Source organism: Erwinia sorbitola (assembly GCF_009738185.1).
GTDB lineage: Bacteria > Pseudomonadota > Gammaproteobacteria > Enterobacterales > Enterobacteriaceae > Erwinia > Erwinia sorbitola.
In genome coordinates this window covers 1,194,907-1,218,149 of record NZ_CP046509.1, presented here as the reverse complement: position 1 = coordinate 1,218,149, position 23,243 = coordinate 1,194,907, and the positions used below count along the sequence as shown (strand labels likewise).

Genomic DNA, 23,243 nt, shown 5'->3' with positions numbered 1-23,243 from the left:
CGTATGCAAGAGCGGGCGTAAAAACTACTGCGGCTGTACCTGCACGACGGCAGGCGGTTTAGTAAAATTTTTCGCCACCTTCACCCGATTGCGCCCGGCATTTTTTGCCTGGTACAGCGCTTCATCAGCCAGCTTGAAGGTGTGATCCATGCCATCGCCACTCTGCGGGGACCAGAAGGCCACCCCCACTGAAATCGTAATATGGCCCACAGGATCCAGCGACAGCACTTCAATACGCTTACGCACCCGTTCGGCAATCATGGACGCCACATCGCGATCGGCACCCGGCAGAATCATCAGGAACTCTTCACCGCCGTTACGGCAGATCACGTCGGTCTGTCGGGCACTTTGCTCCAGCTGCTGTGCCACGGTTTTAATTACCGTATCACCCGCATCGTGACCAAACGTATCGTTGACCCGCTTAAAGTAGTCGATATCCAACGCCAGCACGGCAAAAGGCTGACTGGTCGCAAGAAAATAGTCCAGTACTGCATTAAGGCCACGGCGGTTCAGCAGGCTGGTCATCGGATCGGTCTGTACTTCACTTTTAAGCCGCCCGATTTTATCCTGCATCAGCGAAATCCCGGCCAGCAGCGCACGTTTTATCTGCGACGACTCATAATACCAGGAGTGGATACCGCTAATCTCTTTCGACACATTCTGCGTATCCATCTGGCTGGCTTTACGCGCCAGCTGCCAGAGCGGCAATGCAATACGCTGTGCGAGGATCAGGGCAATAATCAGCGTCAGCAGAGCAAAGGGTACCGAATGTTTCAGCACCTTCAAGAGCAGACTATTGAGCGGCGCCAGCGTGGCCTTTGTCGGTTTGAGCGCGATAATAGTCCAGCCCGCGGTGGGTACACTGGCATAGCCTGCCAGCATCTGTTCGCCGTCTTCTGCCGTCACCTGCTGGTTACCGTTGCTGGCCTTATTACGCTGTTCATTGCTGATGAGGGGATCAATGGTTTTCCCGATCAGCTGGCGATCCTGGTGATATAACACCTGGTTTTTACCGTCAATAACATACAACGATGAACCATCGCGATAGAACTGTTCACCCAGCAGAACGTTGAGGATACTTTTCTTTTTCAGATAGATGGAGCCACCGACGTAGCCCAGATAGCTGCCGGTTTTCGACCAGATAGGCCAGGAGACAAATACCAGGAGGTTATTAGCCGCTGACAGCGTTGGCTGGCTGATCAGGGGTTTGCGCTCTTTCAACGCCTGCTTTGCCGCACTGGAGCTAAGGTGCATGCCTTTCAGCATCAGCGATTCCGGTGAGATGGCACGCACCCACCCGCTGGCATCAACAATCACCACCGAGTTAAAGCTGTTAGTTTGCTCGCGCAGGCGATCGACCTCATCCTGCAAATTCGCTTCATTGTCCAGGCCGCGCCCCAATACTTTGGCGCTGTAAGAGAGCTGCGACTCAGCGAGCTGGAAAAAGACCTCGGTGGTTGAGGCCAGCTTAGTGGCATACACCCGGTTTGATTCGAGGGTATTGCCGATCAGCACATCGCGCTGCACACGCCAGCTGGCGTAGAGAGAATTGGCGAGCGTGATAACGATACTGGCAACTGCCAGCAACGTAATAAGAGTACGCAAGTCTGTTTTTGGCCGCGATAGCCTCAACATGGACTCACCGTTGTGAAAAACATCATTATCAGCGCCTTACATTTATAGAGTGCGAATTATGCCCTGGTAAAGCACGTGCCAATTGTACACCTCTCAGCCGATTTGGGAATATTCTCCCCCCTCTTGAGTCGAGAAATATTTTAGTTAAAGTCACATTTGTTGAGGTGTATCCGGGGAATTGATAGCGCGGAAATCATGATATGGCGGGCCGGCAGCCCGCACAAAAACAAGCGGTTTACATCGCCAGGAAGGCATAGCCCTGGTTTTCAAGAGTTGAAACCGTGGTCGGGCTGGAGAGCGCATGGGTCACCGAACGATCGATCCAGTCGCTGTGGAAATGATGGAAGGCCACGGACTGATCGCATACCGATACATCCACGCCTTTAGCACGCAGAGCGCCAATCAGCTTGAGGTTAGGATTATCAATGCCATAAATCCGGTGATACTGCTCATTATTGAGCATCGCCGGGGTACCCTCTCCCGTTACTGACACCACAAACTTCAAATTCTCCGCAGGAACCCCGGACGCGACATAAAGGTTAACCACCCGTGCCACGCGCTCCAGTCCCAGGTTAGTATCCTGCGGAGCATTTTCAGCGCGAGTAATCTGGAAAACGATCTTATTGCTATCGTTAATATTCGGTTTATAGGCAACATCCGCCTCGTAATGCATTTTACCGTAGCCATCGATGGCGGGCGTTGCCCAGAACCCCTCAGGTTCGTTGACCGGAGTCACCCGATTGCTAATCTTGTCGTACAGCTCAGGGGCTTTGGTAAAGCTTGCCCCGACAAAACCGGCGACGGCCGCTATCAGCACATATGAAACTACAGAACGCATAAAAAACTCTCCGCAAGACAATCTGGTGAGTGAGATATACCACAGCGTTCCGATAACCCTTAGCCGCGATTTCCATCAAAGTGGCTGTATAGTTTCGCGTGAAAATAGTATGCAAACGGCACTGTGCAGCCAGCGGGAACAATGGCGGATAACAGCCCCTGTAATACAGCGCCACAGCAAACCACAGTAACTTCATCGCAAGCTGTTTCAGCATGTTGTTATTGATGAAGGACAAGCGCTCACTTTATACTTACTACTGGATCGGCACTCTTTACTGAGCCGCTCGCATATAAAAATTTTACTTATGTCGCCTTTTTGCTCGCCGGTGACGATCGGGCTTTTTTTAGGATTTCACCTGGTCAATTTGCGTGCCACTATCAATAAAACTGATTAAATTTACCTAACTTTAAATTCAGTACTCTCTTTTAAGAGGCCTGCTGCGGGTGTTTATGGGGAAAAATCCTCGGCCGCTCTATTCAATTTTTTAACGCAACTTAGAGTGCTTAACGCACCAGCGCTAACCGGCATCAATTTTTTAGCCATTTCATTCATTCCGGGCTGTGGTTAAGATGTGAAATTAGTAGATTATCTTTATCTACTCAGCAGAACATTTCGGCGCGTTGCCGGTCAGAAACTGGACTTCCTTGTTAGGGTTTGCTTATGTCTATCCGATTAAAGAAAAGCCTGTTGGCTTCCCTGCTGGTTACACTTCTGACGAGCAGCCTGCTTCCAGCCCGCGCAGACATCAGCGATAACCTGCCGGATATCGGTACCACTGCGGGTGGCACGTTGTCGATTAATCAGGAACTGGCGATGGGCGATTTTTATGTACGCCAGCTCCGTGCCAGTGCACCTATTATCAACGACCCGCTGCTTTCTCAATATATCAATCAGTTAGGCCAGCGCCTGGTGAACCACGCCTGGTCGGTGAAAACACCCTTCCATTTTTATCTCATCCGTAATGATGAGATAAACGCCTTCGCATTCTTTGGCGGCAACGTAGTGCTGCATTCAGCCCTGTTCCGTTACAGCGATAACGAGAGCCAGCTGGCTTCGGTAATGGCGCACGAAATTTCCCACGTCACCCAACGCCACCTGGCGCGAGCAATGGAAGAGCAGCAGCGTAATGCCCCTCTCACCTGGGTCGGCGCGCTGGGTTCGATTCTGCTGGCCATGGCCAGCCCGCAGGCGGGGATGGCAGCGTTGAGCGGCACCCTCGCGGGGGCACAGCAGGGGATTATCAGTTTTACCCAGCAGAACGAACAGGAAGCGGATCGCATCGGTATTCAGGTACTGCAGCGCGCCGGCTTTGATCCGGAAGCGATGCCTGACTTCCTGCAAAAACTGGCGGATGCCTCACGCTACGCGTCAAAACCTCCGGAAATGCTGCTGACCCACCCCCTGCCGGATAGCCGTCTGGCCGATGCGCGCAACCGCGCTAACCAGATGAAACGAGTCGTGGTGCAATCCTCGCAGGATTATTATATGGCGAAAGTCAGGGCGCTGGGGATGTTCTCCACCGGCGAGAACCAGTTGACCAGCGATCTGCTCACCTCACTCACAAATGGCAACAGCCGCGAACAGGCTGCCGCGCTGTATGGCAAAGCAGTGCTGCTGTTGGGAGAGAATAAATTTGCTGAGGCACGCACGATTATCACTCCGCTGCTGGCAAAACAGCCGGACAACCTCTGGTATCTGGATATCATGACCGACATTGATATCGGACTGAAGCAGCCGCAGCTGGCGATCAACCGTCTGCTGGCGGTGAAAGGGGTTAACAGCAACCCGGTCTTACAGCTTAACCTCGCCAATGCCTATGTTGAGGCAAAACAACCCGCGAATGCCAGTAAGGTACTTTACCGCTACACCTGGGCGAACAAAGACGATCCGAATGGCTGGGATTTACTGGCCCAGGCCTCTGCTGACCAGGGTCTGAGCGATGAAGAGCAGGCGGCACGTGCTGAAGGTCTGGCATTAAGCGGTCAGCTTGACCAGGCGATTCGCAGCCTGAGCAGTGCCAGCGCCGCCGTACCGCTTGGCAGCCTCAAGCAGGCTCGCTATGACGCACGTATTGACCAGCTACGCCATTTACAGGAACGCTTCCGTCAGTATCAGAAACATTAAATAAACACTAAGGATAGCCATGTCTGAGGTACAGATTTACCATAACCCGCGTTGCTCCAAGAGCCGTGAGACCTTAGCGCTGCTTACCGGCCGGGGCATTACGCCGCAGGTGATCCTCTATCTGGAGACTCCGCCGGATGTTGCCACGCTTAAAATACTGTTGCAGAAGCTTGGATTAACCAGCGCACGCCAGTTAATGCGCACTAAAGAAGATCAGTACAAAGCGGCAGGCCTGGATAATACAGCACTAAGTGAGGAGCAGTTACTGGCCGCGATGGTGGCAGAGCCGAAACTGATCGAGCGACCGATTGTTGTGGTCAATGATAAAGCCCGTATTGGCAGACCACCGGAGCAGGTGCTGGAAATTTTGTAAAATATCCGCTGGCGCAGCTAGTTACAGCGCCAGCGTCTCTTTAACGAAGGGGATAGTCAGTTTGCGCTGCGCGCTGATTGATGCCTGATCAAGCTGATCCAGCGTCACGAACAGCGTACGCATTTCACGATCGAGTCGTTTCAGTAAGAAGCGGCCCACATCTTCCGGCAGCTCAAAACCACGCAGACGAGCGCGTAGCTGTAAAGCCTGAACCTTATCTTCATCAGACAGCGGTTGCAGCTTGTAGATCTGCCCCCAGTCAAGACGAGAAGCCAGATCCGCCAGTTTCAGGTTAAGCTGGCGCGGCGGACGATCTCCGGTGATCAGCAGCCGCGTTTTTCCGGTTTCCAGGATGCGGTTATACAGATCGAAGATCGCCATCTCCCAGGGTTCGTCCCCGGCAATGCACTCAATATTATCAATACAGATCAGCGAAAGCTGCTCCATGCCATCGAGCACTTCAGGCACAAACCAGGTACGTTTATCCAGCGGAACATAGCCAACCGCTTCGCCTTTCGCCGACAGTTCAGCACAGGCGGCGTGCAGCAGGTGACTGCGCCCCCCGCCCTCGCGCGACCAGAAGTAGAAATAGCTACCGTGTTGCTGATGCAGTGCGCTCTGAAGCGCAGCCAGCAGCGACGGATTTTCCCCCGGCCAGAAACTGGCAAAGGTTTCGTCGTCGGGCAGGTAAAGTGGCAGTGAGAGCTGTGCCGGTGTGTTCAGATTCACCTCAGGGTTTGAGCAGGCAGAAAACGCGAAAATTCTAACACAATTCGGTCAGGATCATGAAACGCTAAGGATCGCCGATCTCTTTATGACCGGGGCAGCCGCAGCTGCCCCATCAGATTTACTGTATATCGCTGCGTTCGTCCGTCACATCAATCACCTCTTCTTCCTTGTTCAGCAGGCTAATCACTTTGAAAAGCAGGCTCAGTACCACGCCCACGACCGTGGCTAATGCCATGCCTTTCAGTTCGGCAGCACCGATATGAACTTTCGCCCCGCTGACGCCAATGATCAGGATCACTGAGGTCAGGATCAGGTTCTGCGCCTTGTTGTAATCCACTTTCGACTCAATCAACACGCGGATACCGGAAGCGGCGATCACGCCATACAGCAGCAGAGAGACGCCGCCCATCACCGGTACAGGCACAGCCTGGATCGCCGCCGCCAGCTTGCCAACGCAGGAGAGCAGAATCGCCAGAATCGCCGCACCGCCAATGACCCAGGTGCTGTAAACACGGGTAATCGCCATCACGCCGATGTTTTCACCGTAGGTCGTATTTGGCGTGGAGCCAAAGAAACCGGAGAAAATGGTGGAGATACCGTTAGCAAACATTGAACGATGCAGGCCCGGATCCTTCAGCAGATCCTTCTTCACGATATTCGCTGTTACCACCAGGTGGCCGATATGCTCGGCAATCACCACCAGCGCCGCAGGCAGGATGGTGAAAATGGCATACCATTCGAAGCGTGGCGTATAGAAGGTTGGCAGCGCAAACCAGTGCGCATTCATTACCGGAGTCCAGTCGACGATGCCCATGCCGTAGGAGAGCGCATAGCCCACCAGCACACCAATCAGGATCGGAATAATCGCCAGAAAACCACGGAACATCACCGAGCCAAACACCGTCACGCCCAGCGTCACCATGGAAATAATAATGGTTTTACTGTCAGCCGAGCTGCCGTCGGCAGGCAGCAGGCCGGACATATTTGCCGCCACACCGGCCAGCTCCAGGCCAATGACCGCTACAATGGCTCCCATGGCTGCCGGAGGGAACATCACGTCCAGCCAGCCGGTTCCGGCTTTTTTCACGATCAGCGCCACCAGACAGAACAGCACGCCGCACATAATAAAACCGCCGAGTGCCACTTCATAACCCAGCGGCAACAGCAGCAGCACCGGAGAGATAAAGGCAAAGCTGGAACCCAGGTAGGCCGGGATTTTCCCTTTACAGATAAACAGGTACATCAGCGTGCCGATACCGTTAAACAGCAGCACGGTGGCCGGGTTAATGTGGAACAGAATGGGCACCAGAACTGTGGCACCAAACATAGCGAAAAGATGCTGGAAGCTGAGTGGAATAGTTTGCAGCAGCGGTGGCCGCTCGTGTACGCCAATTGCGCGACGCGTCATGATGTTAATACCCCTTGAGTTTGCCTTAGACATAAAAAAACCGACTCTCCGGCCGGTTTAACGTTTACCGGGTCAGGCATGCCTGACCCCTACAGGCGATCCCGTAATTTACGGGGACGGAGCAAGCCCGCCCCCGATGGACGACCCGATTCAGCGCAGGGGCGAGGCATGCCTCGCCCGCAGCAAACTTATTTAGTGCCAAAAATCTTATCACCGGCATCACCAAGACCAGGGATAATATACCCTTTCTCGTTGAGGCCCTGATCGACAGACGCGGTATACACTTCCACATCCGGGTGCACTTTCTCCAGCGCAGCCAGCCCTTCTGGTGCCGCGACCAGTACCAGCACCTTGATGCTGTTACAGCCCGCTTTTTTCAGCAGGTCGATGGTGGCAATCATCGAACCACCGGTTGCCAGCATAGGATCAACCACCAGCGCCATACGCTCTTCAATGTTGGATACCAGCTTCTGGAAATAGGGCACCGGCTCCAGCGTCTCTTCATCGCGGTAAACGCCAACCACGCTGATACGTGCGCTCGGCACATGCTCCAGCACACCTTCCATCATCCCCAGACCGGCGCGCAGGATAGGCACCACGGTAATCTTCTTGCCTTTAATCTGCTCGATTTCAACCGGACCGTTCCAGCCCTGGATAGTGACGGTCTCGGTTTCAAGATCGGCAGTGGCTTCATAAGTCAGCAGACTTCCCACTTCTGATGCGAGCTCACGGAAACGCTTAGTGCTGACGTCATGCTCCCGCATCAGACCCAGTTTATGTTTGACCAGCGGGTGTTTGACTTCCACGATCTTCATTCTTGTACTCCCGGAGTGTTAAGCTGCAAAAAAAAATCGCGAGATTATAGCGCCATTTATCCCCAGCGCCATATGACTTAGTGCAATACTTTGCATATCTCCTGCTAACCCCCTAAGGATTGACTAAATTCCAGCTATCCGCAATGCGCGGTAAGAAGGCACTCGCAAACGTTTGCCTGCACTGTTAGAATTGCCGCGCTTAAACAAGCCACAACACCAACCGCAAACCGCGTGGGGATTCGCAGTGACCGACAAAACCTCTCTCAGCTATAAAGACGCCGGCGTAGATATCGATGCAGGCAATGCTTTAGTCGACCGTATCAAAGGCGTAGTGAAAAAGACTCGCCGCCCCGAAGTGATGGGTGGACTGGGCGGTTTCGGTGCCCTTTGTGCACTGCCGCAAAAATACCGTGAGCCTATCCTGGTATCAGGAACTGACGGCGTCGGCACCAAGCTGCGTCTGGCGATGGATCTTAAACGCCACGATACTATCGGTATCGATCTGGTTGCGATGTGCGTTAACGATCTGGTGGTACAGGGCGCAGAGCCTCTGTTTTTCCTGGATTATTATGCCACCGGCAAGCTGGACGTTGATACCGCAGCAAGCGTGATCACTGGCATCGCTGAAGGCTGTTCACAATCGGGCTGTGCTCTGGTTGGCGGTGAAACCGCTGAAATGCCTGGCATGTACCACGGTGAAGATTACGACGTGGCAGGTTTCTGTGTCGGCGTGGTTGAGAAATCCGAGATTATTGACGGCAGCAAAGTAGCAGATGGCGACGTGCTGATCGCGCTGGGTTCAAGCGGCCCACACTCTAACGGCTATTCACTGGTGCGTAAAATTCTGGAAGTCAGCAAAACTGACCCGGAAACCACCCAGCTGGAAGGCAAATCTCTCTCTGACCATCTGCTGGCACCAACCCGCATTTATGTGAAAAACATCCTCAGCCTGATTGAACAGGTCGATGTCCATGCTATCGCCCACCTGACCGGTGGCGGCTTCTGGGAAAATATTCCGCGCGTACTGCCGGATAACACCCAGGCCGTGCTTTCCGAGTCAAGCTGGGAATGGCCAGCGGTCTTCGGCTGGATGCAGCAGGCCGGTAACGTGAGTCGCTTTGAGATGTACCGCACCTTCAACTGTGGCGTTGGCATGGTGATTGCCCTCAGCCCGGAAGACGCCGACAAAGCGGTACAGCTGATGACCGATGCAGGCGAAAAAGCGTGGAAAATCGGCGTGATTAAAGCCTCTGACTCTGAAGAACGTGTGGTTATTAACGCATGAAGCGCATAGTCGTGCTGGTTTCAGGTAACGGAAGCAATTTACAGGCAATCCTGGATGCCTGCCAGCAGGGGCGGATTAACGGCAGCATCGCTGCCGTATTCAGCAATAAAGCCGAGGCCGGAGGGCTGGAGCGCGCACGTGATGCCAACGTTCCCGCACATGCGCTCTCTGCCGCGCAGTTTGCCGACCGTGAAGCGTTCGACCGTCAGCTGATGCTGGAGATGGATGCTTACGCCCCCGATCTGGTGGTGCTGGCAGGTTATATGCGTATCCTCAGCCCGGCTTTTGTGCAGCACTATGCCGGGCGCATGCTGAATATCCACCCTTCGCTGTTACCGAAATACCCGGGGCTGCATACGCATCGCCAGGCGATTGAGAACGGCGACGATGAGCACGGTACCTCGGTGCATTTTGTTACCGAAGAGCTGGACGGTGGCCCGGTGATTTTACAGGCGAAAGTGCCGATCTTCAGCGACGACAGCGAAGCTGACGTCATCGCGCGGGTGCAGCATCAGGAACATGCTATTTACCCGCTGGTGGCTGGCTGGTTTATTGATGGCCGCCTGACGATGCGTGATAACGCGGCCTGGCTGGACGGTCAGCGACTGCCCGCTGAAGGGCATGCATTCGACTAATACTTTGCGGGTCTGGCCTGCCTGACCCGCGATTATCCTCTGTTTAACCATACCTTCCGGTAATGTAATCCTCCGTACGACGCTGTCGCGGTGCCGTAAACAGCTCATCAGTCATACCAAACTCCACCACACTCCCCTGATGCATAAACGCGGTATAGTCAGAGACGCGCGCTGCCTGCTGCATATTGTGCGTCACCAGAATCAGGGTGAAATGCTGCTTCAATGACGTCATCAGCTCTTCTATCACCAGCGTGGAGATGGGATCCAGCGCCGATGTAGGCTCATCAAGCAGCAATATTTCTGGCTCAATAGCAATTGCTCTGGCTATCACCAGCCGCTGCTGCTGTCCGCTCGACAGCGTCAGGGCGTTCTGCCACAGATTATCTTTCACCTCGACCCACAGCGCCGCTGCACGCAAAGCTCGCTCCACTGCTTCATCCAGCACTCGCCTGTCGCGTACGCCCATCAGCCGCAGCCCATATACCACATTGTCATATATGGTTTTCGGAAACGGATTGGGGCGCTGAAACACCATGCCAACGCGCCGGCGTAGTGCGGAGAGATCCTGATTAGGGCTGAGGATCGACTGCTGTTGCAGACGGATATCTCCTTCAATACGGCAACCGTCTATCAGATCGTTCATGCGGTTAAAACAGCGTAACAGGGTCGATTTTCCGCAGCCTGATGGTCCAATCAATGCGGTAATGCGGTTTTTGGGCACCCGCAGGCTGATATTGTTCAGCGCGGGTTTATTGCCATACCACAAACAGAGATTGTCGAGCTCAAGCGCGGTATCGTTATCATCAAAAGTCACATTCATAACGGAATTCCGTGTTAATGCATCAGCGCACGGTAGCGCTCGCGCAGACGATGGCGAAGTAACATCGCCATCAGGTTCAACCCCAGGATCAGCAGCACCAGCAGCAGGGCCGTGGCAAACACCAGCGGACGATCGGCTTCGGCATTTGGGCTCTGGAATGCCAGATCGTAAATCTGGAAACCAAGATGCATAAATTTACGATCCAGATGTAAATAAGGGAACAGCGAGTCTATCGGCAGCTCCGGCACCATTTTCACTACCCCTACCAGCATCAGCGGAGCAGTTTCTCCGGCAGCACGCGCCACCGCCAGAATAAGCCCGGTCAGCATTGCCGGTACCGCCTGCGGTAACACCACGTGCCACAGCGTCTCCGCCTGCGTCGCGCCCAGGGCCAGCGCTCCCTGGCGCAATGAGCCAGGAATACGCGACAGCCCCTCTTCGGTGGCTACGATCACCACCGGCAGCGTCAGCAGTGCCAGGGTCAGAGAAGCCCAGAGCAGACCGGGGGTACCGAAGGTCGGGTTTGGCAGCGCAGCAGAGAAGAACAAGCGATCGAGACTGCCGCCCATCAGCCAGACAAAGAAGCCGAGGCCAAATACGCCATACACAATCGATGGAACACCCGCCAGGTTGACCACCGCAATACGCACCAGCCGGGTTAACAGATTGCGTCCGGCATATTCATGCAGCCAGATGGCGGCAATCACGCCCAGCGGCATAACAACTACAGACATCAGCAGCACCATTAACACCGTACCGAAGATCGCCGGGAAGACACCGCCCTCCCCCTGGCTGCCGCCGCCAGAATCACTGACAAAGTGCCAAAGCTGGCTGCCGAAATGGCGCCACTTCATGCCGGTAGTCATGGCATTGGGCTGCCAGGCGGCAATAATTTGAGCCAACGGGATCTCATGCTGTACACCGCTGGCATCGCGCAGCAGCAGCGACGTATTGTTACTTTCGCGCTGTAGCGTTGCCAGTCTGGCGGTCTGACGGGCAAACTGGCGTTGCAATTCAGCGCGAGCGGACTGATAGACAGACTGTGCTTCGGGAGTGTAGCGCTGCTCGCTTTGCTGGCGCTGGCGCTGCTGCTCCAGCGTCTCCATCTGAGCATTAAGTCTTGCCATATTCTTGCGACGAAGCTTTTCCGCTTCATCAATACGCTGACGAGTTTGCAGCAAACGCTGCTGTAACGTCTGGCCGGGATTTTTTGAGGTTAACAGATGGCGATCTTCGCGCAGGCCATCAAACCAGCCGTAGGCATTGCCCCCGTTACGCCGTTGCAGCACGATGGCATAAGGCGGTTTTTCCCTGGAGATAATGTCGCTTGCAAGCACCGAGCGGAAGTCAGGGGCATCAAAATCACGATTACCGGTTTTAATCAGATAGCGCGTCACGCTGTCAGGCAGTTCGGCCGCGTTATACCGCCCGCTGTCAACCAGCTGCTGACGCGACACCTGCTGCTGCTGAGTAACCTCACCCAGTATCTGTACCTGGCCGTCCGGAGTATTCAGCGTGAACAACTCCAGCGGCTGCGGCCAGAAATAGCGCAGCCCCTGCCAGGCCAGCAGCGTAATCAGCAACAGGAAAGCCAGTAAACTGACGGCCACGGCTCCACCGGTAAGCCAGCGCCAGCGATGATTGTTCTTCACGGCATTCATCCCTGCACCTCCTGCTGGCTGTAACGCTGGCGCAGTCGCTGACGCACAACTTCAGCAGCGGTATTCACCACCAGCGTAAATATCAGCAGCACCAGTGCGGATAAGAACAGAATACGATAATGGGCACTGCCCGCTGCGGCTTCCGGCATTTCAACCGCCACGTTGGCCGCCAGCGAACGCAGGCCTTCAAACAGGCCGCCGTCGGTGACCGGAGTGTTACCAGTGGCCATCAGTACGATCATGGTTTCCCCTATTGCCCGGCCAAAACCAATCATCAGGGCGGCGAAGATTCCGGATGAAGCTCCCGGCAGCACAACGCGCGTCAGGGTTTGCCATTGTGTTGCACCCAGCGCCAGCGATCCCTGTCCCAGCGATGCAGGAACACTGAAAATAGCATCTTCGGAGAGAGTAAAAATAAGGGGTACCAGCGCAAAGCCCATCGCCACTCCCGCCACCAGCAGATTGCGCTGCTGATAGTCAACGCTGAGACGTGCGGCCAGCCCCTGTCCCCAGAGCGCCTGCTCGGCAAGTGGGATCGCCCAGAGGGCAAAAACAGCGGTTAACAATAACAGCGGTAATAACAGCAATACCTCGCGCCCTTCAGCAAACCAGCATCGACGCCAGCGTGGCGGCAGTTTTTGCATCAGCCAGCCACACAGCAACAGCACCCCAGCCAGCAGCAAGGGGAGCAGCAGTACTCCCAGCAGCCTGTCGGCTATTTTCGGTGCCAGCCACAGACCGGCAATCAGCCCGATCACTACGCTGGGCAGCGCCCCCATCATTTCGATTGAGGGTTTAACCCAGCGGCGCAGCTGAGGTGTCATAAACCACGCGGTGTACATCGCAGCCGCCAGCGCCAGCGGAGTGGCAAACAGCATCGCCAGTCCGGCAGCTTTTAGCGTACCCACCACCATCGGCACCAGGCTAAATTTCCCCTGATAATAGTCATTGGCTGAAGTTGACTGCCAGACATAGTCAGGTTCCGGGTAGTTTTCATACCAGACTTTCTGCCACAGATTGCGCCAGCTGATATCCGGCCAGGGATTAGTCAGCCGATAATGCTGCCAGCTTCCGGCACGCTCCAGCAGCAGTCCGTCACCTTCCGGCGAGAACTGCGCCAGCTCAATGCCGGCGCCAAGCTGACGGCTCAGGATCGCACCGTCCTGCTTACTGGCAAACAGCTTCAGCTCCCCCTGCGGGCTGAGTGTGCCAAATACGCGGCGATGAGGCTCAGTAAACATCAGAGGTTGCCACTGTGCGCCGTTAAAATGACGAATCTGGCGGAGGTGCGGGCCGCTGCTGCTGGCAATATCAAACCACTGGGAAATACCATGATCATAAGCGATGAGTAATGAACTGCCGCCGCTTAATAACATCATGCTTTCAGGAGGTTCGGCCAGCATCAGAGAATCACGCAGTTGCGGCTCACCGTTACCGATACGCCAGACGCGCAGTTGAGCGCCGGAAAGTGCGAACAGCAGACTGCCATCAGGGGATAACAGCAGATGGTCAACATCGCGTACGTTCAGGCGCGAGTTCTGCGCGGGCTGCTGTGCTTCCAGCCGCCACAGGGTAATGTGGTCGGCAGTGGCCAGCGCCACCTGCCAGCGGTTATCAGCGCTCTGTGCCAGGCTGAACTGGCGAACGTGCTCTTCACCGCTGGAGAGGGGAACATCCCCCAGAGGGAATTTCCAGCGCGGCTCTTCCCCTTGAGGAAAATCAGGTTTTACCAGCACCATTGCGCCGCTATCTGACAACAGCAGCACGCTTTCATGGTCGGCACTGGCGCTGGCGCGTATGTCACCGCGTAACAGCGTTAATTCAGCAGATGGGGGTTCAGCACTGAGCGGCATAAAGCGCCCGCTGCCCTGATGATCAATTCGCCAGCCCCAGCGCTGCTGCCTGTCCATACCCATTGCAATCGCCGGGCTGCTCTGCCAGAGTTTTATCTGATTGCCCGCATGCATTCCGGGACTGATAAAGAGCGGCACCACCACCCAAATCAACCAGAAGAACAGCAGCGTCATTACCAGCAGAATCGCCACCCCGCACGCCGTTACTACACGTCGAGTCAGCCTGTCGATCATGCGGCGGCGCCCGGCGTTATCGTGAACAGGGATTGGGCGGTCAGTCATATCAGAGTGGATTTCCATTGTGCTTCGAAGCCGCTATGTTGCCCGTATGTGATTAATAAGACAATCAACATTAACCGGGCATTGGACAATGCTGCCATACTCTCGCCATAATGTTGCAGGACAATGGATACCTTCATCCTGAATCGGTCGAACGGGGTAAAAATGGGTCAGGAAAAGCTGTATATAGAGAAAGAGTTAAGCTGGTTATCCTTTAATGAACGCGTTTTACAAGAAGCGGCTGACAAAACTAACCCGCTTATCGAGCGTATGCGCTTTCTCGGTATTTATTCCAATAATCTGGAAGAGTTTTACAAAGTTCGCTTTGCCGACCTCAAACGACGCATTCTGATTGGAGAGGAACAGGGTTCCCCCAGCACGCCACGCCATCTGCTGAAAAAAATTCAGGCGCGCGTATTAAAAGCCGACCAGGAGTTCGACAGCCTGTATAACGACCTGCTGCTGGAGATGGCGCGAAATCAGATCTTCCTGATTAACGAACGCCAGCTCTCTCCTAATCAGCAAAGCTGGCTGCGCCACTATTTTAAACATCATCTGCGCCAGCACATTACGCCAATTCTGATCAATCATGACACCGATCTGATTGAATTCCTGAAAGATGACTACACCTATCTGGCGGTGGAAATCATTCGCGGCGAAGATATTCGCTATGCGCTGCTGGAAATCCCGTCCGATAAAGTTCCGCGTTTTGTCAATCTGCCGCCTGAAACCCCGCGCCGCAGAAAACCAATGATCCTGCTGGATAATATTCTGCGCTATTGCCTGGGCGAAATTTTCCGCGGCTTCTTTGACTTCGACGCCCTGAATGCCTATTCGATGAAGATGACGCGTGATGCCGAGTATGACCTGGTCACCGAGATGGAATCGAGCCTGCTGGAGCTGATGTCTTCGAGCCTGAAGCAGCGCCTGAACGCCGAACCAGTTCGGTTTGTTTATCAGCGCGATATGCCTGATGCGATGGTTGAACTGCTGAGAAACAAGCTGAATATCTCCAATTACGACTCCATCGTGCCCGGCGGCCGCTATCATAATTTTAAAGACTTCATCAGCTTCCCGAACGTGGGTAAAGCCAATCTGGTGAATAAACCGCTGCCTCAACTACGTCATATCTGGTTCGATCGTTTCCGCAATGGTTTTGATGCCATCCGCAACCGTGACGTCCTGCTCTACTACCCATACCACACCTTCGAGCACGTGCTTGAACTGTTACGCCAGGCATCGTTTGATCCGTCGGTTTTGGCGATAAAAATCAATATTTACCGCGTGGCTAAAAATTCGCGCATCATCGATGCGATGATCCATGCTGCTTATAACGGTAAAAAAGTGACCGTGGTGGTGGAATTGCAGGCCCGCTTCGATGAAGAGGCAAATATCCACTGGGCGAAACGCCTGACGGAAGCCGGGGTGCATGTGATTTTCTCTGCCCCGGGGCTGAAGATCCACGCCAAGCTGTTCCTGATTTCGCGCCGGGAAAACGGTGAAATCGCCCGTTACGCCCATATTGGCACCGGTAACTTTAACGAGAAAACCGCCCGTATCTACACCGACTACTCGCTGCTGACCGCCGATGCGCGCATCACTAATGAAGTGCGCCGGGTGTTTAACTTTATCGAAAACCCTTATCGACCGGTTAGCTTTGAACATCTGATGGTGTCACCGCAGAACTCGCGCAAAATGCTGTATCAGCTGATCGATGCCGAAATCGCCAATGCGCAGAAAGGCATCAGCGCGGGCATTACGTTAAAAATCAACAATCTGGTAGACAAGGGGCTGGTTGACCGGCTTTACACCGCCTCCAGCGTTGGCGTTAAAGTTAATCTGCTGGTGCGTGGAATGTGCTCGCTTATCCCAAATCTGGAAGGGATTAGCGAAAATATTCGTGTGATCAGCATTGTGGATCGCTATCTGGAGCACGATCGGGTCTATATTTTTGATAACGGCGGCGATAAAAAAGTATTCCTCTCCTCAGCGGACTGGATGACACGCAACATCGATTATCGTATTGAAGTAGCCGTCTCTATCCTTGACCCTATTCTGAAACAGCGTGTGCTGGATATTATTGCCATCCTGTTAAGTGATACGCTAAAGGCACGTTTCGTCGATAAAGAGTTAAGCAACCGTTATGTCCCTCGCGGAAATCGCCGCAAGGTTCGGGCACAGCTGGCAATTTACGATTACATTAAAACTCTCGAGCAACCTGACTAATCACTATGCCAATTTCCCATAAAAGTACGCCCAAACCGCAGGAATTTGCTGCCATCGATCTGGGTTCGAACAGTTTTCACATGGTGATTGCCCGCGTAGTTGACGGGGCAATGCAGGTGCTCGGTCGCCTGAAACAGCGCGTACATCTGGCTGACGGCCTGGATAACAACAATGTGTTGAGCGAAGAAGCCATTCAGCGTGGTTTAAGCTGTCTGGCGCTATTCGCCGAGCGTTTGCAGGGTTTCAGCCAGGCAAATGTCACTATTGTTGGCACACATACCCTGCGCCAGGCCGTTAACGCGGAAGATTTCCTTCAGCGTGCAGCCGACGTGATCCCTTACCCGATTGAGGTGATCTCCGGCCATGAAGAAGCTCGTCTGATCTTTATGGGCGTAGAGCATACCCAGCCGGAAAAAGGCCGTAAGCTGGTGATCGATATTGGCGGAGGATCGACTGAGCTGGTCATTGGTGAAGATTTCGAACCTAAGCTGGTAGAGAGCCGCCGCATGGGCTGCGTTAGCTTTGCCAATCTCTATTTCCCTGGCGGCATCATCAGCAAAGAGAACTTCAACCGTGCACGGCTGGCGGCGGTTCAAAAACTGGAAACTCTGGCGTGGCAGTACCGTCTGATGGGCTGGCAGTTTGCCCTGGGTGCGTCCGGTACCATCAAAGCTGCCTGTGAGGTGTTACAGGCGATGGGTGAGAAAGATAAGCTGATCACCCCTGAGCGCCTCGAAATGCTCTACGACGAGGTGATCAAGCACAAATCCTTTGATGCTCTTAGCCTGCCCGGTCTCTCTGACGAACGCAAAGGGGTGTTTGTTCCCGGGCTCGCCATTCTCTGCGGTGTGTTTGATGCGCTTGCCATTCGCGAGCTGCGTCTGTCAGACGGTGCGCTGCGTGAAGGCGTGCTGTATGAAATGGAGGGTCGCTTCCGTCACCAGGATATCCGCAGCCGTACCGCACAGAGTCTGGCGAATCATTATGCCATCGACAGCGATCAGGCTCGCAGAGTACTGGAAACTACCGAAGCACTTTATGAACAGTGGCGCGAGCAAAACACCAGACAGGCGAATCCGCAGCTTGGCGCGTTGCTGAAGTGGGCCGCAATGCTGCATGAAGTTGGGCTGACGATTAACCATAGCGGCATGCAGCGTCACTCAGCTTATATCCTGCAAAATACCAATCTTCCAGGCTTTAACCAGGATCAACAAACACTGCTGGCCACGCTGGTACGTTATCATCGTAAGGGCGTGAAAGTAGAGGATATGCCGCGTCTCACGCTGTTTAAACGTAAGCAGTTTCTGCCGCTGGTCTTCCTGTTACGTCTGGGCGCGTTGCTCAACAATCAGCGTCAGGCGACTACCAAGCCTAGCGAGCTTCAACTGCAAACCGATGACGGTAACTGGACTCTGACGTTCCCAAAAGATTACTTCAGCCAGAACAATCTGGTTCAGCTTGATTTGGAACGTGAACAGACTTACTGGAAAGATGTTACCGGCTGGCAGCTGACTATTCAGGAAGAGAGTTAAGCGCTGGTGAAATCAACCCACCCCTGCCTGTTTAACGCAGGGGTGCCCTTTTTAAGTCCGCCAACGGCATGGCCGACTAAAAATGAATGAACTGACAATTATGACTCAACAAACGGAACAAGACTTTAGCAAGCAGTATGAACTCACCGCTCCCCACTCCGAAGTGGTCGCTGCGTTGCCTTTTGTTAGTGGCAGACGTGCGCTGGACGTCGGATGCGGCAGCGGACGTAACACGCTCTATTTAAACAGCAAAGGTTTCGAGGTTACTGCCTGGGATAAAAACCTGACCAGCCTGGCACGACTTAACCATATTATTGAAACGGAACAGCTTAACGGCATCCACACTGCCGAAAAGGATCTCAATTCACTGCGTTTTAACGGTGCTTACGACCTGGTATTATCCACCGTAGTGATGATGTTTCTACAACCAGAAACTATCCCGCAGCTGATAGCAGATATGCAGGCCAGCACAGTACGCGATGGTTACAATCTGATTGTTGCCGCAATGGACACCAGTGACTATCCCTGTACGCTGGACTTTCCGTTCACCTTTAAGTCAGGTGAACTGAGCAACTATTACCGCAAATGGCATATCGTTAAATACAACGAAAATGTCGGCCAGCTGCACAGAACCGATGAAAACGGTCAGCGGATTTCCCTGCGTTTTGCTACTTTACTGGCGCAAAAAGGCAGTGTTAAAGCCTGACACCTGACCTGGCTTCTGCCTCGGTAGAGGCCAGGTCATTGAGCGATACAGGCAGGCCGGCGATTCGACCTTGCAGATAATCTACCCCCAGTTTTCTGAGTTCAACGGCCATCTCTTCCGTATCCACCCCTTCCGCGACCACCTGCATCCGCTTCAGACGAGCCATGGCGCAAATAGATTGTATAATCTGATAATCAAGGCTGTTGTTCTGCATATTCTGAATAAAGCTGCCGTCGATTTTTAGTATATCTGCCTGAATCATTTTCAGGCGGGCATAGCTTGAATAGCCATTGCCAAAATCATCAATCGCCACGCGACAGCCAATATGGCGTAACTGGGCGATAGTACGATAACCCCAGCTGTGGTCGCTAAGAATCGCTGACTCTTCAACCGCAATAATCAGCTGCCAGGCCTCAATATCATTTTCATTGAGACGGGACGCAATTTCTTCCACAAACTGTGGCCGGCACAGGGTTGCCGCGAAAAAGTTAACTGCAAGACGAATGCCGGGGAATGTTTCGCGATGAAAATGGATAAACTCCAGCGCCTGATCCAACATCAGCCGATCCACTTCCCATGTCAGACCGAACTCCCGCACTACCGGCATAAACTGCGATGGCTTGATACGTTCCCCCTGCACAGTGACCATCTCCAGCAAAATCTCATGGTAGTCATTGCCACGAACGCCACGTATCCTTTGTGTCATAAGACGAAAACCACCGCGCAGTAATGCCTGCTGAATATCATGCAGTATCTCCAGCTTTCCCGTGATTTGCCGCTGTACCGGGACACTCTGTGGTCGCTGCATATTTTCCGCGTGACCGCTGCGTAGCGACATTTCCGCCATCGCACTCATCTCCCCCAGCAGTTCATAAAGATGCACGACCGGTGCCGTAATCGTACAGTAGCTAATGCCAACGTCCGGATGAATCGGCAGACCATCCCAGCTGAGATGGTAATCTTTAAGGCGGACTTCTATACCTTCAATTCTTGACTGGTGGGCGGCGGTATTCAGCCGTAATACCAGGTCAAAACCGGGCAGCTGATAGATATCCTCTCCGGCCAGCAGGCACGGCTGCAAATGCACGGCAAGACTGCGTTTATACTGGATGCGCAGCTGCAAACCGTAGGTACGGCTCAGGCGGTCAAGATCGGGAATTCTGAGGAAACAGAGTGCAGATTCGGAGCTGGCAACCAGATCCCGGGTTAGAGCACGCAAATTCGGCAACCCTATCACCGGATCTGTCATTGCCATCTCCCGGGCTTTAGCCAGTAACCGCCGCTGGCGGGTACAGATATCTGACATCAGTAAGATGGTGAGCGTAAAGGCCAGAAGGTTGGCTGAGATTATTGCCAGGCCATGGGGTTCTATTGCCGAACTGATAAAAAACTTGTGGAACTGATAAAGCACCAACAATAACATTCCCCAACACAGGGTAGTAAAAATATAGCCAAAGCGCAGTGCAGCCCACAGCATCAGCGGTAGCAATATAGGTACGCCATATTCAGTGGCGACCAAATTATCCGGCGTGCTTATCAGCTGCGTCAGCATCATCAGTGATGCAATTAACAACGCCATCCAGATCAGCCACTCGCGTAACGTCACCGTTGGAGAAAACTGGCGTTTACAGCGGAATATCAAAATAAACAGAAATCGGGGATTGCAGAAAATACGAATTGAAAAATAGCACAGCGGCACCAGAGCAAGCGCGGCCAGCAGTGTCGATTGATAGTTAAGCAGGGCATGCATGGAGGAAGAATCCGGCACAAAAATCGAGTTCTCTTCCGGAAGAATATCCGACAGCATGACTAATTGATTCAAAATGATAAACAGTGTTGGCATAGCGAAAGCCAGCCAAAAGAGACGCTCACTCACCTGATACAGGTTGCCAAAACTGATGCACCAGCGCGATTTTTCCTGACTGCGATACCCCCACCAGCACAGCACCAGCGTGGTCATAAAGATGGAAATAATCATCATCGCCTGCACTCCCGTGTAGCGCTGGAAATAATGCAGGCATAAAGCGGCAAAAATACCAGGCAGAGCGGCCCAGTCAAACACCATTAACATGGCAATCATCATCGCCAGCGGCAGGTAGATCAGATAAACATAGCCGCCTGGAATCCACAGTCTGAACGATAGCGATGAAGCCAGCGGTAATAACAGCAGGGAGAGTAGCATTGGCAGCCCCCACCAGTGGCGGGCACAGCCTTTTAGCAGGGCAGACTTTTTCATTGATTTAAGGCGAATTTGTAGAGAATTTTGCGCATGCGTCCTTCATAAATCAAACGATAATAGTGATTAGTATCGGAAAAACTTCATTGAATATTGCCTTATAATATGAACCAAACCCTATATCAGGTTGACTTAAATCAAATTAAAAACCATTAACTCTACTTAGAAACAGGTACAATTTATTACGCTTTAAAAAAAATGCGTCGATGATCGTACTTACGCCCTGACATGGCCCTCCCCCATTGACCTGTGACGCTCCCTGTGCGTAAATTACCCATCGCCCTGCAGGGCAAACAACAGGAAAGCCTGCGTGAACAGCGCTATGTCATTCAGAAAACGTCAAAAAACCGGACGCATGACCCGAGTCATTCTGCTGGTCAGTTTCATCATCTTATTAGGGCGGCTGATTTATGTGGTGCCCGGTGCCATTGAGCATCATCAGCAGAAAAAAAACTTACCTGCGATCCCCACAAGCGTCGTTAACGATAAGTAGCAACGCCGGATGACCATAAGCAGATGCTTTTCGGAGCCTTTGCAGACTTGCTTGCGTTTGAAATCAGCTAGACTAAAACCTCGTTTCGTCTTTCCCTTTTTAGCCAGACTAAAGGATGTTTTATGTCTGTAGCGCCTTCCCATGTTCAGCAACTGGCTGAAGTTCGTAGCCGTATTCTTAATCTTCTGCTGAACGATAAAGATCTTGTCGATACTTTACACCATCGCCCCCTGCGTGAATCCGCCGCAGAAGCAGAGGCACACCGCGAACAGGTCGCGGAAATTAAAAGTACCCTTCCCCTGCTGCATGCTGCCGATATTGCAGACCTGCTGGAAGCACTCCCGGAAGATGAACGTCTGGCGTTATGGCAGCTGATCGGAAACGATCGGCGCGGCCAGGTTCTGGTTGAAGCATCTGAGAGCGTCTGGGAAAGCCTGATTGAAGAGATGAGCGACCGCGATCTGCTGCGTGCCATCGCTCCTCTGGATATAGATGAACAGGCCTATCTGGCCAAATATCTGTCGCGTGATTTAACCGGCCGCCTGCTAACCTCACTCAATCCGGCGCTGCGTTCGCACGTACTGGACGTGATGCATTTCGACCGCGACCGCGTGGGTCGTATTATGGATTTCCAGCTGGTGACCGTTCGTGCCGATGTGACACTGGCAACCGTTCAACGTTTTCTGCGCATCAGAAAGACCATCCCCGATGGTACCGATAAACTGTTTATCACCGATAAAAATAATCGCCTGCTTGGCGAGCTGCCGCTGACTGAGATCCTGCTAAACACGCCAGATAAAATGGTGTTTGAGGTGATGAACAATCGCCCCACCACCTTCCTTATTGATGATAAGGCCGAAGATGCAGCAGGCTCCTTTGAGCGTTATAACCTGATTTCTGCTGCCGTCATCGATGCGAAAGGCAAACTGATGGGCCGCGTGAAAATCGAAGATGTTGTCGATCTGTTCAACGAAGAGAATGACAGCAATATTCGTAAAATGGGTGGCGTTAACCCGGAGGAGGATGTCTTCGCTCCGGTCAGAAAATCGGTACGTACCCGCTGGGCCTGGCTGGCAATCAATCTGTGCACTGCCTTTATCGCATCAAGGGTTATTGGCCTGTTTGAGCACACTATTTCACAACTGGTCGCACTGGCAGCGCTGATGCCTATCGTCGCCGGAATCGGTGGCAATACCGGTAACCAGACTATCACTATGATCGTACGCGCTCTGGCACTGCATCAGGTAGAGCCGGGTAACTTTACGTTTCTTATCGCTCGTGAACTGGGAGTGGCGCTGATCAACGGCCTCTTCTGGGGCGGTATTATGGGTGGCGTAACCTGGGCGATGTACGGCAACCCGGCGCTTGGCGGCGTAATGATGCTGGCGATGCTACTGAATCTGCTGCTGGCCGCACTGATGGGCGTACTGATCCCGTTACTGATGATCAAAATGAAACGCGACCCCGCAGTAGGATCGAGCGTATTAATTACTGCACTGACTGACACTGGTGGTTTCTTTATCTTCCTCGGACTGGCCACTCTCTTCCTTCTGCATTAATCAACGGAACGTTAAGCAGATTGTGATAAATTGATA

General features: G+C 53.2%; 18 protein-coding genes. 9 read left to right on the top strand and 9 right to left on the bottom strand.

Translation table 11 applies throughout. From position 1 onward, the window contains the following. Positions 1 to 24: 24 nt before the first annotated feature. Positions 25 to 1,635 (bottom strand): sensor domain-containing diguanylate cyclase, encoded by a 1,611-nt coding sequence (locus GN242_RS05430; protein WP_154753829.1) that lies wholly within the window; start codon positions 1,633 to 1,635, stop codon positions 25 to 27. 235 nt (positions 1,636 to 1,870) lie between these two features. Next, a complete protein-coding gene (locus GN242_RS05425; RefSeq protein WP_156287020.1) occupies positions 1,871 to 2,473 on the bottom strand; it encodes a DsrE family protein in 603 nt (200 codons plus the stop codon). Positions 2,474 to 3,133: 660 nt separating this feature from the next. On the opposite strand from GN242_RS05425, the gene bepA reads away from it, so the two are divergent. Both bepA and arsC read left to right on the top strand, forming a co-directional pair. Further along, positions 3,134 to 4,597 (top strand): beta-barrel assembly-enhancing protease, encoded by a 1,464-nt coding sequence (gene bepA / locus GN242_RS05420; protein ID WP_154753827.1) that lies wholly within the window; start codon positions 3,134 to 3,136, stop codon positions 4,595 to 4,597. A 19-nt stretch (positions 4,598 to 4,616) separates the two neighbouring features. Continuing rightward, a complete protein-coding gene (arsC, locus tag GN242_RS05415; RefSeq protein ID WP_154753826.1) occupies positions 4,617 to 4,970 on the top strand; it encodes an arsenate reductase (glutaredoxin) in 354 nt (117 codons plus the stop codon). Between the two features lie 21 nt (positions 4,971 to 4,991). Here the strand turns inward: arsC and hda are convergent, their stop codons facing one another. The 3 genes from hda to upp form a co-directional block, all read right to left on the bottom strand. Beyond that, a complete protein-coding gene (gene hda, locus GN242_RS05410) occupies positions 4,992 to 5,699 on the bottom strand; it encodes a DnaA inactivator Hda (RefSeq protein WP_156287019.1) in 708 nt (235 codons plus the stop codon). Between the two features lie 118 nt (positions 5,700 to 5,817). Then, positions 5,818 to 7,107 (bottom strand): uracil permease, encoded by a 1,290-nt coding sequence (uraA, locus tag GN242_RS05405; protein WP_154753825.1) that lies wholly within the window; start codon positions 7,105 to 7,107, stop codon positions 5,818 to 5,820. A gap of 188 nt (positions 7,108 to 7,295) precedes the next feature. Beyond that, the gene (upp, locus tag GN242_RS05400; RefSeq protein WP_154753824.1) at positions 7,296 to 7,922 is read right to left on the bottom strand and encodes a uracil phosphoribosyltransferase; all 627 of its coding nucleotides are present in this window, start codon (positions 7,920 to 7,922) and stop codon (positions 7,296 to 7,298) included. Positions 7,923 to 8,166: 244 nt separating this feature from the next. Here upp and purM point away from each other — a divergent pair, with 244 nt between their 5' ends. Both purM and purN read left to right on the top strand, forming a co-directional pair. Continuing rightward, entirely contained in the window at positions 8,167 to 9,207 is a 1,041-nt protein-coding gene (gene purM / locus GN242_RS05395; protein WP_156287018.1) for a phosphoribosylformylglycinamidine cyclo-ligase, read from the top strand. Continuing rightward, on the top strand, positions 9,204 to 9,842 hold the full coding sequence (purN, locus tag GN242_RS05390) for a phosphoribosylglycinamide formyltransferase (RefSeq protein WP_156287017.1): 639 nt from the start codon (positions 9,204 to 9,206) through the stop codon (positions 9,840 to 9,842). The genes purM and purN overlap by 4 nt, the downstream gene beginning before the upstream one ends. A 43-nt stretch (positions 9,843 to 9,885) precedes the next feature. Here the strand turns inward: purN and pstB are convergent, their stop codons facing one another. From pstB to GN242_RS05375, 3 genes are read right to left on the bottom strand one after another with little or no spacing between them, the layout of a single operon-like run. After that, on the bottom strand, positions 9,886 to 10,662 hold the full coding sequence (gene pstB, locus GN242_RS05385) for a phosphate ABC transporter ATP-binding protein PstB (protein WP_156287016.1): 777 nt from the start codon (positions 10,660 to 10,662) through the stop codon (positions 9,886 to 9,888). A gap of 14 nt (positions 10,663 to 10,676) precedes the next feature. Then, positions 10,677 to 12,323 carry a phosphate ABC transporter permease PstA gene (gene pstA, locus GN242_RS05380; RefSeq protein ID WP_156287015.1) on the bottom strand — a complete coding sequence of 549 codons (1,647 nt, stop codon included), beginning with the start codon at positions 12,321 to 12,323 and terminating at the stop codon, positions 10,677 to 10,679. Beyond that, the gene (locus tag GN242_RS05375) at positions 12,320 to 14,476 is read right to left on the bottom strand and encodes an ABC transporter permease subunit (protein ID WP_156287014.1); all 2,157 of its coding nucleotides are present in this window, start codon (positions 14,474 to 14,476) and stop codon (positions 12,320 to 12,322) included. The genes pstA and GN242_RS05375 overlap by 4 nt, the downstream gene beginning before the upstream one ends. A 144-nt stretch (positions 14,477 to 14,620) precedes the next feature. Between GN242_RS05375 and ppk1 the strand changes: the two genes are divergently transcribed. The 3 genes from ppk1 to tehB all read left to right on the top strand — a co-directional run bounded on the left by ppk1 (position 14,621) and on the right by tehB (position 18,919). After that, entirely contained in the window at positions 14,621 to 16,681 is a 2,061-nt protein-coding gene (gene ppk1 / locus GN242_RS05370; protein ID WP_154753819.1) for a polyphosphate kinase 1, read from the top strand. Between the two features lie 5 nt (positions 16,682 to 16,686). Beyond that, on the top strand, positions 16,687 to 18,213 hold the full coding sequence (gene ppx / locus GN242_RS05365; RefSeq protein ID WP_154753818.1) for an exopolyphosphatase: 1,527 nt from the start codon (positions 16,687 to 16,689) through the stop codon (positions 18,211 to 18,213). A gap of 100 nt (positions 18,214 to 18,313) precedes the next feature. Continuing rightward, a complete protein-coding gene (gene tehB / locus GN242_RS05360; RefSeq protein WP_154753817.1) occupies positions 18,314 to 18,919 on the top strand; it encodes a tellurite resistance methyltransferase TehB in 606 nt (201 codons plus the stop codon). Here tehB and GN242_RS05355 read toward each other — a convergent pair. After that, positions 18,909 to 21,155 carry a sensor domain-containing phosphodiesterase gene (locus GN242_RS05355; RefSeq protein WP_154753816.1) on the bottom strand — a complete coding sequence of 749 codons (2,247 nt, stop codon included), beginning with the start codon at positions 21,153 to 21,155 and terminating at the stop codon, positions 18,909 to 18,911. The genes tehB and GN242_RS05355 overlap by 11 nt on opposite strands. 310 nt (positions 21,156 to 21,465) lie before the next feature. Between GN242_RS05355 and GN242_RS05350 the strand changes: the two genes are divergently transcribed. Together GN242_RS05350 and mgtE are read left to right on the top strand one after the other, a co-directional pair. Further along, on the top strand, positions 21,466 to 21,648 hold the full coding sequence (locus tag GN242_RS05350; protein WP_156287013.1) for a YfgG family protein: 183 nt from the start codon (positions 21,466 to 21,468) through the stop codon (positions 21,646 to 21,648). Between the two features lie 122 nt (positions 21,649 to 21,770). Next, positions 21,771 to 23,207 (top strand): magnesium transporter, encoded by a 1,437-nt coding sequence (mgtE, locus tag GN242_RS05345; RefSeq protein WP_154753814.1) that lies wholly within the window; start codon positions 21,771 to 21,773, stop codon positions 23,205 to 23,207. Positions 23,208 to 23,243 lie beyond the last annotated feature (36 nt).